Origin of the sequence: Bacillus manliponensis, from assembly GCF_000712595.1 — a bacterium.
Classification (GTDB): domain Bacteria; phylum Bacillota; class Bacilli; order Bacillales; family Bacillaceae_G; genus Bacillus_A; species Bacillus_A manliponensis.
The window spans coordinates 21,664-39,809 of the sequence record NZ_JOTN01000005.1 but is presented as its reverse complement, the minus strand read 5'-3'; the positions used below and the strand labels follow the sequence as shown (position 1 = coordinate 39,809).

Below are 18,146 nucleotides of genomic sequence, written 5' to 3'. Positions count from 1 at the left end.
ATAAAGTGAAACTTCACTCAGTGGGGACCCCACTGAGTGTTAGTTGAACCAATCGGGCTTTTATGGGCTGTTAATCTCCCACCTAAACTTCTTCGCTTTTTCTCAAGTTTTGAGGTGGGAGTCTTACAGCCCGTTAATGCGGGATAAAAAAATTGTCTTAACAATTCGTTAAGACAACTTCCTTACTACTACATTACATAACACTTATACTTTTCAAAATCACTATTTTTACATTCAACTGTAATTTTTGTTCCTTCATTTTCATAACTCGTTTCTAACACATGAGCATGTTCGTTAAAGTATGAAACCAATTGTCCTTGATCATATGGGATTAACATGTCACACTGTGTATAGTCTGTGTAAATATGTGTACGAATGAGTTGTACTAATTCATCAACACCAACTTGCTTTTTCGCTGACATATACACGCGTTCTTCTTGCACTTGCGGAATTTCAATGTCCATCATGTCTGATTTATTGTAAGCATAGATTGTTTGAATATTATCAACACCAATTTTTCGCAATGTTTCATTTGTAATCTCAATTAACTGCTCATAATTTGGGTTCGAATAATCAACCACATGGATAAGCAAATCGGCTTCAGCCACTTCTTCTAATGTAGAGCGGAAAGCTTTCACAAGATGATGCGGAAGCTTACTAACAAATCCGACTGTATCCGTCAGTAGGAATGATTTTTGATCTGGTAATTGAATGTTACGTACTGATGTTTCTAACGTCGCAAATAACATATCTTTCTCAAATACTTGTTTCTCAATAGACTCGTTAAACATTTCAAGCATTGCATTCATCATCGTTGACTTACCAGCATTCGTATATCCAACTAACGCAACAACAGGCATATCCTTTTTCTTACGCTGCTTTCTTTGCGTTTGTCTATGATGTGTTAATGCTTCTAATTCTTTATTTAAAGCTGAGATTTGCTCTTCAATTTTTCGGCGATCTAGCTCTAGCTTCTTCTCACCGACCCCTTTATTTTTCGTACCGACGCCGCCGCTTTGTCTTCCAAGTGACTCACGAAGACCAATTAAACGAGGCATCATATACTGCAGGTGTGCTACTTCTACCTGCAACTGTGCTTCTTTCGTTTTCGCACGCTGCGCAAAAATATCTAAAATTAAAATCGTACGGTCGATGACTTTACAATCTAATTCCGCTTCTAAATTTCGAATTTGTGATGGTGATAATTCATCATTAAAAATGACAAGATTTGCATCCGCTTCTTTTATAAACGCTGACACCTCTTCAATTTTCCCTGTTCCAATATAATGAGATGGATTTACACGTTGCAAATTTTGTGTCACTTGACCAACAACCTCTACATCACATGCTTCTGTTAAATTTGCAAGTTCCTCCATTGAATATTCAAAATTACCTTGACCACCTAAATTTACTCCTACTAATATCGCTTTTTGTACTAGTTCTTCCACACGAATTCCTCCATTTCGATTACGTAATATAAAAAACACAAGCCGCTGCCTGTGTTTTTGTAAAACGGATGAGAATACAACATATACACGGATTCGCATTCACAAATGAAAAGAATCGTCCTCATCACCATATTTTGTTTTTAGACAAAACAAAAAGAAGGCATATTCGTCCTCCTCCTTTTTGTATATATTCAAATAAGGTTCCTAGTAAGAGACAGACCAATCCCGTTTACTCTGCACACAGACAGAGCCTTTCAGCGCTATTCAATTGTTAGCACAAAGTATCTGGACGTAATCTGTTTAAAATCACTAGGAACCCCTCCGTTCATTAAAAGTTACATACAGTGTAGCATATGTTCTTATTTTGTACAATGCGAATACATTTTTTATATCGGGTTTCAGCAACATAACTACCGTTTCCTTAGATGAAGAAAATAAAAGCACCGTCATTTAATGTATACTAAAAGAATATTATAACGTCGATTCGATAGGTTATTAAAAATAGATCTATATCAAAAAAGCAGCAGTTGAATGTATAAAGCAACTGCTGCTTTTTACATTATAGTTCCTATAAAAATCAATACAAGGATTAAAAGCAATGAAAATAGAATAATTGAAATAACGGGACATTAAGGTGGGAAACAATGAACATATTATTTCTACATTAATACCGAATGCAAACCATAGTCTAGAACTTGATACTGATGTATTAGGCTCTGTTGATCTATTAAAAAATGTTATGAGTAAGATTGAGAAATTTTAAGAGATTTCATCTTTTTTGATGGGGTATATTTTTGATATGACTTTATTGGTTTCTTATATAAAGGATAGAGGGTTTAGTATTTAAGACTAATCCCTCTATTTTCATTTGATTTTTGCACTCAAATAACCCCTCCCTTATAATCAAATTTTTAATACTTTTGTTCGATAGAAATATTGTACAAAAGTAGAATGCTTAAAAATATATTTACTAATATTATAATGACAAGAGTATTTCAGCGTTATTGTTCAAATAAAAAAATCCTAGTCTTTAATAAGAAAAGATGTCTTAGAAAGTGAGATGAATGCAGTTGGAGTTCCGCCTAGAATTATTTGTTAAAAAACTACAGAGTTCTATTGAATTTTACGAGGAGATTCTTAATGTTACATTCTCTAAAAGGACTGCTACTAGCGCTATGATGAAACAAGGGAATTTTTCTTTACTATTAACTCCCGACTATATTCTTGATGAGGAGCATTATTTAAAAAGAGGTGGACTAACCCCTAAGGGTAAAGGTGTTGAAATAATCATAGTTTCTGATGATATTGAACAATTATATCAGCATGTTCTAGGAAAAAATTATCCAATACAATCTAAACTTAAAATTCAATCTTGGGGAATGAAAGATTTTCGTATTGTAGATCCAGATGGCTATTATTTAAGAATAACCTCAGACAAACTTAAATAATATATGAAATGGATGATCCCTAGTGGATTCTATATCTGATAAAAAAGCCGAAATACCTTCTTCATAAAAAATAGGCATTTCGGCTTTTATTAACTCTACAAACACATATATAGTATAAAGGGCTTTGTTTATAGCCCTTTATAGGTTATTTAATGATCCAGTTTTATAATGTTCTCACACTTGAAGTATGTTTTAAAATAGCATGAATTATTTTATCCCAGTCATCAAAGTGAATTTCGTGACCGGTCCCTTCTAGTGTTAATAATGATGCATTGGGTAGTTCTTTAGAAAGTGCTACGCCATGTTCATAAGGAAGAATGATATCGTCTGTACCATGGATTACCAATGCTGGAGCATTTATTTCTTTAATTTTATCTTCATAATACTCATCGCCTGTAAGCATTGCATGATTAAACATACTGAGTAAGCTATTTGCTCGTTTAAAGTCTTGTGTTGTTAGTTTACGAGCTCTTTTCTCATCAAATGTGTGATTTGAACCACATAGCATTTTTGAACCTTCAACTAAATAGTTGATAACTGATTCTTCATCCGACCAGTCTAATGTGGCTCCCTTCGCATGATAAGCAAATAAACTCTCATCTATCTCAGGTAAACCTCTGTCATTGTCATCAGATCCAAAAAGACTTGATGAAATTGCAGTCATGCTTAGAACTTTGTGAGGATTATTGAACGCAACAACTTGAGCGATCATACCACCTAACGACATTCCAACAATGTGCACTCGATCAATATTATAGGCATCCAATACCCCTATAGCATCGTTTGCCATATCTATTACAGTATAATTAGAAGTACCAGGCTCATAAGTCGTGGAGCGCCCGACATCTCGATTATCAAATCGAATCACATATCTTCCTCCATCAGCTAATCGCTGGCAGAATTCTTCATCCCAATAAACCATTGAATTCATAGCGCCATTTATCAATAAAACTGCTGGTTGCGTTGAATCTCCAAAGCTCTCTGTACATATATTAATTCCGTTAATTTCAAATATCTTTTCAGTCATAGTTCGTTCCTCATTTCATTCGAATTTGGTAAATTTGAATAAGGTACACTCAAATAAACCTATTCATTTTATGGAAAAATGAATGAGTAAAGATGAACTGTACCTGAAATTAGCGTAAACGAATGAACTTAATAATCATGAAAACACACTCTCCTTACAGAACGGATAAGGGGGGGTCCCCTACTTAAGTATAACATATCCCTTAACCTAATGAGCACCTTAGCATAATGAAGTAATTCCAGATTACAAATTAAAAACATATTTCGAGTGAAAGAAAAAATAAGTGATTACTCACTTTTTATTGACTTTCCAAAAAAATCAAGTAATATAAAAAGTAAGTGATTACTCACTTTTTATATTACTACTTTAGGAGTGAATCATATGACCACAAATAATCTTATTGATGAAATGATTGCCCAATCGAGATTATCGAAGAAACAAACTGACAAACAACAAAAAATAGTGGAAGCAGCTATTAAAATCTTTGCTGAAAAAGGATTTGCTAACACTTCGACTAGTGAAATAGCCGCAGAAGCTGGGGCAGCTGAAGCAACTATATTTCGCCATTATGGAACGAAAGATAACCTCTTACTTTCTGTTATTTTACCTTTTCTTAAAGACTTCATTCCTTATATGATCCAAGAGGTGCTTAATGATTTAATGGCTCAAAATCCAAAGACTTTTGAAGACTTCCTAAGAGCCCTTATAAAAAACCGAATTGATTTCATCAATAACAATAAAAAACTATTTCAAATTTTAGTAAAAGAAGTGATCTATCGCGAAGAGTTTAAACAAGAACTGAAACCTTTAGTTTCAGAGAACATAATTAAGCATTTCGGTAAAATTACTGAAACATTTAAGACGTCCAAAGATTTAACTCAACCTCTAACACCCGTTGCTCTTAGAATGGTACTAACTTTCCTATATGGCTACTTTACTACACGTTTCGTGCTAATTACTGATAACTTTGTGGTGGATGAAGACGCAGAATTAGATGTAGTTATTTGCTTTATAATGGATGGCTTAAAAAAATCTGTATAAATATTTTTAATGAAATGGAGGTCTTTCACACATGAATATATTAAAAAACAAACTCGTATTATTAACACCTATAATCGCATTGGCAATCATATTTATTTTTTCACTAACGCTTTTCCCATCGGTCCAGCCGCAACCACAGAATTTACCTATCGCTATTGTTAACGAAGATCAAGGGGTACAAATTCCTAACCAGTCAAAAGTAAATATGGGCAAAAAAATTGTTGGAACGATAGAGGAAATGTCCAAACAAGAAAGCAATAAAGAACCAGCTGTGAAGTGGATTAAAGTAAAGGACACAGCAGCAGTAAAAAAAGGGCTAGATAATAAGGAGTATTATGCAGCGTTAGTAATCCCAAAAGACTTCAGTGCGAAACAGGCATCTTTACAAACTCCAACACCTTCTTCGCCTGAAGTACAAATATTTATTAATCAAGGTATGAATCCAATGGCTTCAACAATGGCAGGACAAATGTTAAATGGAGTCGTTGACAATATGAACAACATGGTTCGTACCCAGCTGTTTGATGGATTTGAAAAGCAAGGCGTAACTTTGACCCCAAAACAAGCTTCTAGCTTAGCAACTCCTATTACAAAAAAAGTTACAAATGTAAATGAAATCGGAACAAATAGTGCAAACGGTAATGCTCCTGTTTCATTATTCCAGCCACTATGGATGGCAAGTATGGCAAGCGCAGCTATAATCTATATCGCTATTAGCAAATTACCGGTTATTACTCGAAAAGAAAATCTTATTGCAAAGATGATACAAATTTTGATGGGTGCGATTGTTGCTCTCGCAATTGGATTTGGATTAACTTGGATGGCAGATGGATTGGTAGGATTAAATATCCCGCAATTTACAGATACAGCCTTATTCCTATCGATTACTTCATTTAGCTTTTTCCTAATGATATTAGCTGTACTCTCATTAATAGGAATTAAGGGAATGCCTATCTTTGTCTTATTGCTTTTCTTTGGTGCACCATTGCTTGCAATGGCTCCTGAAATGATGTCTTCATTTTATAGAGACTGGGTTTATCCTTGGTTACCAATGCGCTTTATGGTAGAAGGATTGCGCGAACTCCTCTTCTTTGGCAAAGGATTAGCTTGGAGTTCCTCTATATCAACCCTTGTTTGGATTGGGCTAGTAAGTAGTTTCGTCATACTCACTTCTGCGTTAAAGCTTAATTCAGCAAAAGAACAACATTCTCAGCTGAAACTAGATCGCTAATGAATAGTTTTCCATTCTAAAAAATCACAGTAACAGCCGTTTTCCTATTAAGAAAACGGCTGTTACTGGTTTTTCATTCCTCTTCCTTATTGCAACAAAAATAAAGTGAAACTTCAATCAGTGGAGGTTCTCCATCCCCTACTGATTGTTAGTTGAACCAATCGGGCATTTATGGGCTGTTTATCTCCCACCTAAACTTCTTCACTTCCCTCAAGCTTTGAGGTGGGAGTCTTACAGCCCGTGAATGCGGGATAAAATATGAATCTATTTCACTTAAGCACTTCTTTCATCTTTTGTTGACTGAGCATAAAACTTATAATCGCCGCAACACTACACACATATGGCAAGAAGGAATAACCCCAATTCGCTACAACATAACCGCCAATCATAGAACCGACAGTAATACCAATGTATAAAGCGGTATTATTCCATGCCATCACAATCCCTCGTTCATTTGGGTACTCCATCGCTAATCGCGCTTGATAAGATGTAAAGCTAGCGTATCCCACTAACGCCCATATAAAGAGAAAGAAATATACCCAATCACCAGATGAAAAGAATACTCCTAAAAAGATAAGTATTGCCGATAAAAAAACTAGCGTAGCTTTTGAGATTTTATTTTCTCCAAATTTATCAGTTAACTGTCCACTTGTTAGACTTCCTAGAACAGCGCCAATACCGTAAAATGTAACAGCCAATGCAATTTCTGATGATGAAAATCTATTTTCAGAGTAAAGAGCGGCGCCTAAATATATGTAAAGAGCGTACATCGACATTGCCCAAACGGTTGTAACACTTACTGAACCTAGTATCCTGAGTAAATTTCCTTCTAATATATTTCTTGTAGCATTGTTTTTTTGGATAGACTCCCACGTTTTTAAATTTATTACCGCCAATATACCTCCTGCGACCGCCATCACAACAAACACAAAGCGCCACCCTAAAAAATATTCTAATAATGTACCAATTGGCGCTCCTGCCCAAAGCGCTGTTAAATGTCCGGAAACAACAATTGAAAGCCACGTTCCTCTTCTGTTTGATGGTGCAATATCTCCGATAATTGCGTAAATCAAGGGCGTGATGGAAGCAACAGACAATCCGGCTAAAATACGACTCATAATAAGCCAGAAAAACGAAGGAGCAAAGGCAGTAAGGGCGTTTGCAATCGTAAACAACAACAAACCAAACACAATGAATGTTCTTCTCCCTTTTTTGTCAGAAAGCCAACCAAAGAAAGGAGCTGAAATTGCATATGTTACCGCAAAAACAGTGACCATCCATCCTGTCATCGTTGGACTAATCTCATACGCTTCAGAAATGAATGGCAATAGCGGTGATACAACAAACAAGTCCGTCCCCATGAGAAACAACGTTATCCAGCCAACTGTTAAACTGACCCTTCCCCTCAATTTCATTCCCCCGTTTAAATTAATTTTTACATGTATATTCACCTAAGGGAACAAAAGGACTTTATATAAGTTTTCAAGCATACAAAAATTCTACTTTGCAACAAAAAAAGACTGATTAATTATATCAGTCTTTTTTTGTGTCCTGTTTTATTCAAATATTTACTAATTAAAGCTCTTCTTCACTTCTATACTCTAAAATATCACCCGGTTGGCATTCTAATGCTTTACATATTGCCTCTAATGTTGAAAACCGAATTGCTTTTGCTTTTCCATTTTTCAATATAGAAAGATTGGCCATTGTTATCCCGACCCTCTCAGAAAGTTCTGTTACACTCATTTTTCTTTTAGCCAGCATCACATCAATATTAATTATAATTGCCATATTATTCACCTCAGACCGTTAAATCATTTTCTGATTTTATATCAATCGCTTCTTGTAACAGCCTTTGAAGGACAGCAGCAAAGAACGCAATTACCATTGAAGCAAAAATAGGGACCATTCCCATTATGATAAGGCCTGGGGCATCATCTTTCTCTGCTACAAGATAAACGAATGGCATCATTACGACATATAGGGTACTAATTGCAATTGCACAATATTTTATATTCTTTAAGGCTCTAACAGAAATTTTTGAGAAAGCTTTGTTTTTATCAATATAACTTAGCAACATAAAAGCCTTATACAACGCAATAGAAAATGGTATTACTGATACACACATACCTATTACAATCGGATATAGTATATAGGCATAGTCTGGATTTACTGGATGATTAACTAACCAAGGTAATCCAAATATACATAAAGCGAAAACTGGCGTTCCAATAAGGAAAACAGCTATCTTTAAAAAGAGTGTTGAACCATGTTTCATAAAAGCACCTCATTTATTTATTATCCATTTGAATTTAACACATTTTTTATCGTTTAACAATAAATCTTTATTTATTTCAATCATGTTTTTATTGTTGAAAAAGGCAAAAAAACTCTTTTCATTACAAAGAAATACCCTAAAAAACTTAAACTATTCAATTTATAAGCGCTATTGTCTTCCCTCTCCTAGCATACAGAAAACCTTTCAATCCATTTTCATTGTTCTAAGCAAAAAAATCCCCAGCAAATAAAGTGAAACTTCACTCAGTGGGAGGTTCTCCATCCCCCACTGATTGTTAGCCCAACCAATCGGGCTTTTACGGACTGTTTATCTCCCACCTAAACTTCTCTGAATCCTCTAAGTTTTGGGGTGGGAGTCTTACAGCCTGCAAATAGCGGGATAAATTATTTTTTAACTTTTTGACACACATATTAGTCAGTGCTAATATGAATAATAAAGAAACGTATTAGTATTCACTAATACGACAAAAGGAGGAATATCATTGTGTAACTCAAGTGGCTTAGATGTAAAAGCTAAATTTATTCGAGGATTTGCGGATAAAACAAGGCTACAAATTCTTCAATGTATGACAGATGGTGAAAAAACGGTATCTGAAATTGTAGAAATGATTCAAGGAAATCAATCTAACATATCGCAACACCTCAACTGTCTAAAAGGATGTGGCATCATTCTTGGTAGGCAAGAAGGAAAATATGTCTATTATTCTTTACGTAATGAACAGATTAAACAACTACTCACAATGTTTGATGTTGTATTTCATGAAGTACATGACGACGTAGCGGCATGCGATAAAAACGATGCTTGTTTGACTTAAAGAGGTGAAATTTGTCATGACAAATAAGAAAGAGAACAACAAACCGATTGCTGTCAAACTTCATTTTGCAGTGAATCTTCCCAAGAACTTGCGAAAGAAGAGGTAATACAGCAACCATCATTCTTTTCTAAAAACGAGATTCCTATCGTTCCCGTTACTACAAAGAAGAATTCCTGTTGTAGTAGTACTGATACTACAGAAATTGGAACTAACGATTCTAGTTCTAGTTGTGAATCCCAACTAGAAAAAACATCTTCATGCTGCTCATCTGAATCAGCCATCCTAAAAGAACAAGCAGCATCAAAAACTTCTTGTTGTAGTGATAGCTCATGTGAAGATACACCATCTCTTGATATTCCAAAAATAAAAGAAGATGGCGCACAAACATATTTAGTTACTGGCATGGATTGCGGAGCATGTGCCTTAACAATTGAAAAACATCTACAAAATATTTCTGGTGTAGAGGAAGTTCGCGTCAACTTCGCTACAGGAAAAATGCACATTCGTCATGATCGAAACGTAAATGACATTGTAAAAGAAGTTTCTAATGCTGGTTTTGAAGCTTCTTTAGCTGGAAACCGTAGAGAGACAACACCAGTTTCAAAATCTAAAGACACAACTTTAATTCTTTCAGGACTGTTTTTAGCTTTCGGATTCTTTGGTGGGTTTACAAATACACCTTCCTCTCTTATTACAATTCTTTATGCAGCTAGTATTCTAGTTGGCGGATACAAACCTGCAAAAAGTGCTTTTTACGCTATAAAAAGCAAATCGTTAGATATGAACGTTCTCATGGTTTCAGCTGCTATTGGTGCGGCTTTAATTGGAGAATGGTTAGAAGGTGCAACAGTTGTTTGGTTGTTTGCACTAGGAGCAACGTTACAAAATAAATCTATTGAACGTACACGTGAATCAATTCGTGGATTAATTGATTTAGCACCACCAGAGGCTTGGGTGAAAGTTGGAACACGACTACTCAAAAAATCTGTTGATGATATTACAGTAAACTCCACAATTGTCGTGAAACCAGGGGAGAAAATCCCGTTGGATGGTACAGTTGTCAAAGGAACTTCTACTGTGAATCAATCACCTATTACAGGCGAATCTATTCCTGTTGATAAAAAAGTTGGTGATTCAGTTTACGCAGGAACGATTAATGAAGAGGGATCATTAGAAATTATTGTTACTAAATTAGTAGAGGATACTACCCTTTCACGCATTATTCATCTTGTTGAGGAAGCGCAGGAACAGAAAGCACCAACTGAAGCGTTTGTAGATCGTTTTGCGAAAATTTATACACCAATCGTCTTTCTATTAGCCATTATTGTCATGATAATCCCTCCCCTTCTAGGTATGGGAGCATGGATGGATTGGTTTTATAGAGGTTTAGAACTTCTTGTTGTCGCATGTCCTTGTGCTTTGGTTATTTCTACACCTGTCGCAATTGTATCTGCCATTGGCAACGCTGCAAGAAATGGTGTGCTCATCAAAGGTGGGACAGCTTTAGAAATAGCAGGTTCACTAAATGTTATTGCATTTGATAAAACCGGAACATTGACTGAAGGTAAACCAAAGGTAATGCATGAACGAAGTATCGATTGTTCTGAAGATGAGTTATTGTCTATTGCTGCAACAATTGAAGAATACTCCAATCATCCAATCGCAAAAGCGATCACAGCATACGCAAAAGAACGTCAAATACCTGTTCAAGAAGCTACAGATTTCTTCACGATTGTAGGAAAAGGTGCTCGAGTAAATATTGCTGGAGAAACTTATTATGCTGGGAATACCGCTTTATTTGAAGATTTAGGAGTTCCCCTTCAAGTTTGGCAAGAACCTATTCAAGAAATGCAACGAATTGGGCAAACAGTAGTACTTATCGGTACAAATCATTCGATTTTAGGGATTATTTCCGTTGCAGATTCTATTCGTTCAACCACTTATGAAACAATACAAGAATTAAAACAAGTAGGTATTCAAGAAACCGTCATGCTAACAGGAGACAATGAAGGTACAGCAAAGCATATTGCGAAAAAAGCAAAAGTTGATCGTTATTTCGCTAATTTACTTCCTGAAGATAAAGTCAAATCTGTGAAACAACTTCAATCTGAAGGAAAAACAGTAGCTATGATTGGAGACGGCATCAATGATGCTCCAGCTCTTGCCACAGCAAACCTTGGAATTGCTATGGGTGGTGCAGGAACTGATACTGCAATGGAAACAGCAGATATTGTACTAATGGCGGATAACCTTGAGAAACTCCCTTATACAATGGAACTAAGTCGAAAAGCATTACGTATTATTAAACAAAATATTTGGTTCTCATTAATTATTAAATTTGTTGCCCTAGCTCTTATTTTCCCAGGCTGGTTGACACTATGGATTGCGGTATTGAGTGATACTGGCGCTGCACTTATCGTCATACTTAACAGCATGCGTTTATTACAAAACAAATAACCTTGTACAGGGCTATCTGTTAAGCCCTGTACCTTAATTCCTTCGCATGTGGCAGAAAACTTCTATGCATTGACAGAGGCTCGCTTCCATCTAAAAAGTATTTTTTAAAATTGGTATTTATATAGGTAGAATAAAAAGTCATGATTTTATTAAAATTACATTATAAAAATTGAGGTGTTCACATGAAGAAAAAACAATTGTCTCCCGTAAAGTTATTACTACCCATCACATTAGTTATCTTTGCTGTAATTGTGGCTTTTGTTGTCATGAATAATACAGAAAAAACAACAACAGAAAATAAAGTGAGTAAAAATCTACCTTCTATCGGAAATCAACCTACTTTAGGAGATGAAAATGCACCAGTTTCTATTGTAGAGTTTGGAGATTATAAATGTCCTGCTTGTAAAGCATGGGGAGAACAAATCTTTCCCGAGCTTCAGAAAGATTACATAGATACTGGTAAAATCAAATTCTCTTATGTTAATGTTTTATTCCATGGAGAAGAATCAAAATTAGCTGCTTTAGCTGCTGAATCTGTCTATAAACAAGATCCGCAATCTTATTGGACATTCCATAAAGAAATATTCAATGCACAACCACAAAATCATGATGATCCATGGATTACTTCAGAAAAGTTATTAGAGATAGCAAGAACACATACACCAAATATAGATACAGCTCAGTTAGAAGAGGATATAAACAATCAAACGATGCAAAACGAGGTAAGTAGAGACAACCAACTTGTACAAGACTATGGCGTATCATTAACACCAAGTATTGTTATTAATAATACGATGCTATCTGATCCATATGATTATGAAGAAATCAAAAGATTAATTGAAAAAGCATTGGAAGAAAAGAAACAATGAGTACAGCACAAAGAAGCTTCAAATGGCGTGATTACACACTATATATGGCTTGGATTGTTTCTATGGTTGCCACATTAGGAAGTTTATACTTTAGTGAAATCCGTGGATTCATCCCCTGTGAACTATGCTGGTATCAACGAATTTTGATGTATCCACTCAGCATTTTCTTAGGTATTGCCACATTCTATAACGAAAAAAGAATCAAAAAATATGTGTTACCACTCTCTCTTATCGGTGGAAGTATTTCGCTTTATCACTATGCAATACAAAAGATTCCAGGCTTTGCCGAAATTAAACCGTGTGTTCAAGGAGTTCCCTGTAATGCGGAGTATATTAATTGGCTAGGCTTTATTACAATTCCGTTTCTAGCTTTCGTAGCTTTTAGTTTCATTACTTTATTGATGCTATTCACAAAAAACAGTCAAGATTAATAAAAAAGACTCCTTAACACTTTAACAGTAGTTATCCGAAAACACCCTTTTTAAATTATTCATCTACACTAAAAAATCCCCCTAGTTAATTAGGAGGACTTCATTTCATTCACCTTTCCGAGACCATATCACAACTGGAATAAGCAGTAAAGCTAACGCTCCTCCAGCTAATGATAAAGCTGCATAACTAGAATTCGCTACAACCATGCCAGACAATGCTCCGCCAGAAGCTCCTGCGAGCGCCATAAAAACATCTACCTTCCCTTGTGTCTTTGCCCGTATTGATGGTTCTGTTGCATCAACGATTTGAGCCGTACCACTTATTAAACCAAGATTCCATCCTAATCCAAGTAAAGAAAGAGCTACAATTAAGAGGATTAAAGAGTCACTTGGTGCCAAGGCAGCTACTACACCTGACATAAGTAGTATTACTCCAGAAGCAATACTCATTGCCATTCGGCCAATCTTATCAACAAGTATTCCTGTAACGAGTGACGGAAGATACATAGCACCGACATGAAATGCAATAACAAGACCTACTTCATGTAACCCATGCCCGTGGTGTTTCATATGTATTGGAGTCATCGTCATAATGGCAACCATGACAATTTGAGATAGAATCATAACGATTGCACCTACTGTAACGCCCTTTTTATTAGCTGTAGATTTTGTATGTATTGAGCCTCCATTATGTCCTTGTTTCTCTTTATATGTTTCTATTATCTTCGCTACAATAAATGGGTCAGGACGAAGCATAATGAAAAGAATGAGACCCGCTAGTAAAAAAGCAGCCGCTGATAGTATAAATGGACCCGCTAGTTCTGGAACTCCAATGGAAAGAGCAAATTCTCCCATTACACTTACTAAGTTTGGCCCTGCAACTGCACCAAAAGTTGTCATTACCATTGTAATACTAATTGCAGTTGCCCTTTGTTTCTCATTTGCTAAATCCGTACCCGCATAACGAGCTTGCAAGTTTGAAGCGGTACCTGCACCATAAATCAACAACGAAGCAAGCAAGAGAACAATACTATTTATTAAAGCTGCAATAATAACACCAATAGCACCAAGTCCACCGACAATAAATCCTGCCGCAAGCCCGATTCGGCGTCCGTAACGCTGTGACAGCCTTCCTACTATAAAAGCCGCACCTGCCGATCCCATTGTAAAAATCGCAGCTGGCAATCCTGCAAACGCATCTGTTCCAAGCATTTGCTGTGCTAAAAGCGCACCTACCGTAATCCCAGCAGCTAACCCTGCCCCACCAAACATTTGTGAAATGCTTACGATGACTAATGTTCGTTTATATAACTTCTGTTGTTCTTCAGCTGTATACATATGATGCTGCACAGCACCATCGGCTTGATTCAACATGTCTACACCTTCTTTATCAAAAAATCCCCTCAAATTTAAATGTACTATGATTTATGTTTCATAATCAACTAAATTCCCTTCATCTATAATAGAAGTTATCAAACATGAAATAAATTTTCTCATGTTAAAGTCAGTATAGTCATATAGACATAACTTAGTTAAATCCTTACAATAAGTTCCAAGAAGGTTGTATTTATATACTAAAATAAGGAGGCATAATATATGAAAAGATTTTTTATTTTAAGTATTACTGTTCTCACACTTCTAGTAATTATTTTTATCATAAATGAAGAATCAAACAATAAAAAAACGATAGGGACAAAGACAGAAACAAGTAATTACTTTTAAAATTAAATTACACTTAAACAATTCCAATAAGAAATCTCCAATAGCGAAGCAAAATTGTGTATTTTTATAATACACTCTAAATTATATATACTTCCCCACAACTTTAATTGTAAGCTTATTATGCTTCTTCTCTTTCAGTTATACCTATTACACAATCCCTTTCTTTATCACCAACCATATTAACCTCTGTGTTTCACGTATTTCATCTAACAACTTCAATACGGTTTCATAATATTCTCCTTATACAACTTCATGTAGATATTATATTCGCATCAATTTATTAAGAACACTCAATGTTGTTTCACAACTGAAAGGAAATTGAAAAAGAACTGAAACTTTTCGCATTAAAATTCAATCCTACTTAAGAAATGAAAGGAAAATGAAATTTTCCAAAAGAAATTCTTTGTTAAAATAAAAAACATAAATAAAAAAATGTTGCAATATGAAAAAAAATGTATTTTTTCAAGATATAATGGGGGAAAAAAATGAGATTAGAAAAAAAATTAATAAAAAAGATATATTATGAAACATTCCTAATGGAAAATGAAACACATTCACCTCTTCAAGTACTTGGAGAAGCTTATTTCAACGAGCAAAAAAATGAGATGTCTGATGGATCTTATATTCGCTTTGCACAAGGTGAATTTTATTATCACCATCAAGACTTTGAATCAGCTATTTTCAAATGGGAGAGAGTCAGTAACGAATTAGCGCCGTGGGCACAAAAAAATATTGCGGATGCTTACTTTGAACTTGACCAATTATCAGCTGCGGAAAATGTTTATACTTCTATTACTACTGATGACAACATACTTATGAGCGAAATTGCCCTGCAATTGCTATCTCTTTACATCGAGCAAAATAAGCTTGATTCAGCTTTTGCTGTTATTAAACAAGCAGTTTCTTTAAATCCTGATTATCCAAATGTCACAACAATTGCACGTTCCTTTTATGAAGAACAGCAAGATTTTGACAGTGCAGTAGAACTTGCTGTGAATGAGTTAATTCGAACAGAATCTTTCCCATGGTTTGAAGTTCTAAAAGAATATATTGATAAAGGGTTTACGAAACAGACTTCACCAGACTATTTTTATAATGTATTAGTTACGTTACATAATGTAGATCAAGTACAATTCACACAATTTGTTTCATCACTTTGGCACAGCTATAAAAATGAACAAAATTACTTATTATGGTTGAAAACAATCAATGAATTTTTCTTACATATCGATATACATTCATCCGATACATGGGACAAAATTTCTTCTCTTTATGAAGAAACGTACTTTGAATTAATTCAAGGTCAATATATGCTGAGACAATTACACGATATCATTCCGAATCTTTTAACAAATTGGCTAAAAGTAGCCAATCCGTCGCATTCTGTATTCCCATCTACGGCGGTTTTAGCATGGGATGAAATTTTCCCTTCCCACATAGATTCAGCAATTATAGAACGTGCAGAAAACTTACTGTCATATTCTACTCATCGTGCAGATGGCTTAGAGTATAGTTTACATCTATTTGAATCTATTACACAGTGGGCACAAAAACATAATTTAGACATGGGTCATCGATTAAGTTGGTTAGTTGATGAACTTGCAGATTTAAGAACAAATCGCCTTTTAGTAACTGGAACTTCAGGAAACGGAAAATCTTCATTTATTAACTCTATACTAGGAGAAAATATATTAGAAAACTCAATTTCCAATGTAGTTGTCTTTAAAAATGATGTTCATACAGAAATTAACGCGATAACAGATGCAGCAATTACAACAACTGAGGATTTCTCTGATTTCCATAACATAATATCTCTACATCGCCAATCATATAGAGATAGAGCATGTGTTGAATTTAAATTACCATGCAGATTTTTAAGTAAAAATAAACTAACATTCGTTGTTACGCCTAGTTTTAATAGAAACAACGACACTAGAAATGAAACATTAGAACATTTAAATTCTGTAGACGAATTACTATTTGTATTGAATGCAGATTCACCTTTTACTGACAAAGAGCGTGACATTCTATTAAGTATTCAAGAACATACACCAAATCTACAAATTCATTTCTTATTAAATAAAATCGATAATATTTACAGTGAAGCAGAAGCAAAAAGAGTTATACATGATACGCAAGCGAGAATAAACGTACATTTCCCGCATGCGAGAATTTTCCCTTACTCTTCATTGTATACAAATAATCAACAACTAAATGAGTTAACTGAGTTTATTCATTTTAACTTTAACCATAAAAACATCGATGCAGATCGTACTAAAAAGCTACTATCTTTCATTCGACAAACAATTACACATCTTTTAGACAAACGTGTTGAGATGGAAAACAACCTAGTGGATTCTATTAATTGGAATGAAGATATGTTAGTTAGGTTAAATGGTTTTATTAATAACCTTACTGCTTTTGAAAAGGAAAAAATCGACTTTATCACAGAATCATATCGTACAATGAAAAATAAAATTGCGGATGACATTACAGAACATATTCCAAAACTATTACAAGGTTGTTCTGATTTAATTAGTGAAGAAAGTGATTTTGGGAATATTGATACTGAACTCAATGCAGCAATGAACGAAAGAGTTCAAAAACATTTAGAGAAAACTGTGTTACCTAAGCTTGCTAGCTCTATGCAAGCTTGGATTGAAACTTCCCATAACGAGTTCCTACAAAGTCAAACATACTTAGAAGAAATCAGTGAAGGACTTAATTCTTTATGTGGAGAAAATCGAATACAGTTAGAATGTGACTTTAAAGTGCTTGATGACTGGCGCAGAGATACTGATAGAATGACAACTAGAATACAAATGGAAGAAGTAAATATTTTACGCCGATTTACACCAGCACAATTTTTACTGAAAAGTGCCGGTAAGTTATTTGGAGTTCTTCCTAAAAATAAGACGATGCTATACAACAAATACAAACAGTATTTAGAAAATGAAGATTATACCGATGTAACGACTTCTATTATGAACAAGTTCTTCCTACAATTTGAGCTATTTGAGAACGCACTAGAACGCGATATTAACATGTTCTTTAGAAACCCATTTAGCGTATTAAAACAAACTGTAGAAAACACTCATTTAGAAATACAAGAAAAACAAGATACACTGCATAAAATGAAATCGAATCTTGAAATTTACCATGATCCTTTAACACTCTTTGAATTGAGATTACGTCAATATGAAGTAATTTTAAATATCAGTGAGGAACATTCCTATGCAGATTCAGATTTTGAAACAATTGTAGAATAAACATGAAGTAACTCCAGCAAAAGTTGGAGTTACTTTTTTGTTTGCTTACCTTTCTCCTCCTCGTTAAACAGTTCTAAAGCGAATTAGTTA

The 18,146-nt window shown here is 34.8% G+C and carries 13 protein-coding genes and 1 pseudogene; 8 read left to right on the top strand and 6 right to left on the bottom strand.

Translation table 11 applies throughout. From position 1 onward, the window contains the following. Window positions 1-188: 188 nt before the first annotated feature. Window positions 189-1,448, bottom strand: a complete 1,260-nt coding sequence (gene hflX, locus BAMA_RS07675) for a GTPase HflX (protein WP_034637954.1) — start codon at window positions 1,446-1,448, stop codon at window positions 189-191. Between the two features lie 1,064 nt (window positions 1,449-2,512). Here hflX and BAMA_RS07670 point away from each other — a divergent pair. Next, window positions 2,513-2,896 (top strand): VOC family protein, encoded by a 384-nt coding sequence (locus BAMA_RS07670; protein ID WP_235184432.1) that lies wholly within the window; start codon window positions 2,513-2,515, stop codon window positions 2,894-2,896. Window positions 2,897-3,059: 163 nt separating this feature from the next. Here the strand turns inward: BAMA_RS07670 and mle are convergent, their stop codons facing one another. Then, a complete protein-coding gene (gene mle / locus BAMA_RS07665; protein ID WP_034637953.1) occupies window positions 3,060-3,923 on the bottom strand; it encodes an alpha/beta fold macrolide esterase in 864 nt (287 codons plus the stop codon). Between the two features lie 381 nt (window positions 3,924-4,304). On the opposite strand from mle, the gene BAMA_RS07660 reads away from it, so the two are divergent. Both BAMA_RS07660 and BAMA_RS07655 read left to right on the top strand, forming a co-directional pair. Next, window positions 4,305-4,964: a TetR/AcrR family transcriptional regulator gene (locus BAMA_RS07660; RefSeq protein ID WP_034637951.1), complete on the top strand. Its 660-nt coding sequence runs from the start codon at window positions 4,305-4,307 to the stop codon at window positions 4,962-4,964. Between the two features lie 37 nt (window positions 4,965-5,001). After that, entirely contained in the window at window positions 5,002-6,195 is a 1,194-nt protein-coding gene (locus BAMA_RS07655; protein ID WP_034638361.1) for a YhgE/Pip domain-containing protein, read from the top strand. 269 nt (window positions 6,196-6,464) lie between these two features. Here BAMA_RS07655 and BAMA_RS07650 read toward each other — a convergent pair whose 3' ends face one another. The 3 genes from BAMA_RS07650 to BAMA_RS07640 all read right to left on the bottom strand — a co-directional run bounded on the left by BAMA_RS07650 (window position 6,465) and on the right by BAMA_RS07640 (window position 8,473). Then, window positions 6,465-7,610, bottom strand: a complete 1,146-nt coding sequence (locus BAMA_RS07650; protein ID WP_034637950.1) for an MFS transporter — start codon at window positions 7,608-7,610, stop codon at window positions 6,465-6,467. A 160-nt stretch (window positions 7,611-7,770) separates the two neighbouring features. Next, window positions 7,771-7,986: a helix-turn-helix domain-containing protein gene (locus BAMA_RS07645; protein ID WP_034637947.1), complete on the bottom strand. Its 216-nt coding sequence runs from the start codon at window positions 7,984-7,986 to the stop codon at window positions 7,771-7,773. Window positions 7,987-7,996: 10 nt separating this feature from the next. Then, entirely contained in the window at window positions 7,997-8,473 is a 477-nt protein-coding gene (locus BAMA_RS07640; RefSeq protein WP_034637945.1) for a DUF2975 domain-containing protein, read from the bottom strand. A 502-nt stretch (window positions 8,474-8,975) separates the two neighbouring features. Here BAMA_RS07640 and BAMA_RS07635 point away from each other — a divergent pair. The 4 genes and pseudogenes from BAMA_RS07635 to BAMA_RS07615 all read left to right on the top strand — a co-directional run bounded on the left by BAMA_RS07635 (window position 8,976) and on the right by BAMA_RS07615 (window position 13,065). Further along, on the top strand, window positions 8,976-9,308 hold the full coding sequence (locus tag BAMA_RS07635) for an ArsR/SmtB family transcription factor (RefSeq protein ID WP_034637943.1): 333 nt from the start codon (window positions 8,976-8,978) through the stop codon (window positions 9,306-9,308). Window positions 9,309-9,434: 126 nt separating this feature from the next. Then, window positions 9,435-11,765 (top strand): annotated as a pseudogene (locus BAMA_RS07625) (heavy metal translocating P-type ATPase); the annotation flags it as partial. 182 nt (window positions 11,766-11,947) lie between these two features. Next, window positions 11,948-12,634, top strand: coding sequence for a DsbA family protein (locus BAMA_RS07620; RefSeq protein ID WP_034637937.1), 687 nt, complete (start codon window positions 11,948-11,950; stop codon window positions 12,632-12,634). Beyond that, complete coding sequence (locus BAMA_RS07615) at window positions 12,631-13,065, top strand: disulfide oxidoreductase (protein ID WP_034637936.1); 435 nt, start codon at window positions 12,631-12,633, stop codon at window positions 13,063-13,065. The genes BAMA_RS07620 and BAMA_RS07615 overlap by 4 nt, the downstream gene beginning before the upstream one ends. A 105-nt stretch (window positions 13,066-13,170) precedes the next feature. Here the strand turns inward: BAMA_RS07615 and BAMA_RS07610 are convergent, their stop codons facing one another. Next, window positions 13,171-14,439: an MFS transporter gene (locus BAMA_RS07610; RefSeq protein WP_034637934.1), complete on the bottom strand. Its 1,269-nt coding sequence runs from the start codon at window positions 14,437-14,439 to the stop codon at window positions 13,171-13,173. A gap of 833 nt (window positions 14,440-15,272) precedes the next feature. On the opposite strand from BAMA_RS07610, the gene BAMA_RS07605 reads away from it, so the two are divergent. After that, window positions 15,273-18,056 (top strand): dynamin family protein, encoded by a 2,784-nt coding sequence (locus tag BAMA_RS07605; RefSeq protein WP_034637933.1) that lies wholly within the window; start codon window positions 15,273-15,275, stop codon window positions 18,054-18,056. Window positions 18,057-18,146: the final 90 nt, after the last annotated feature.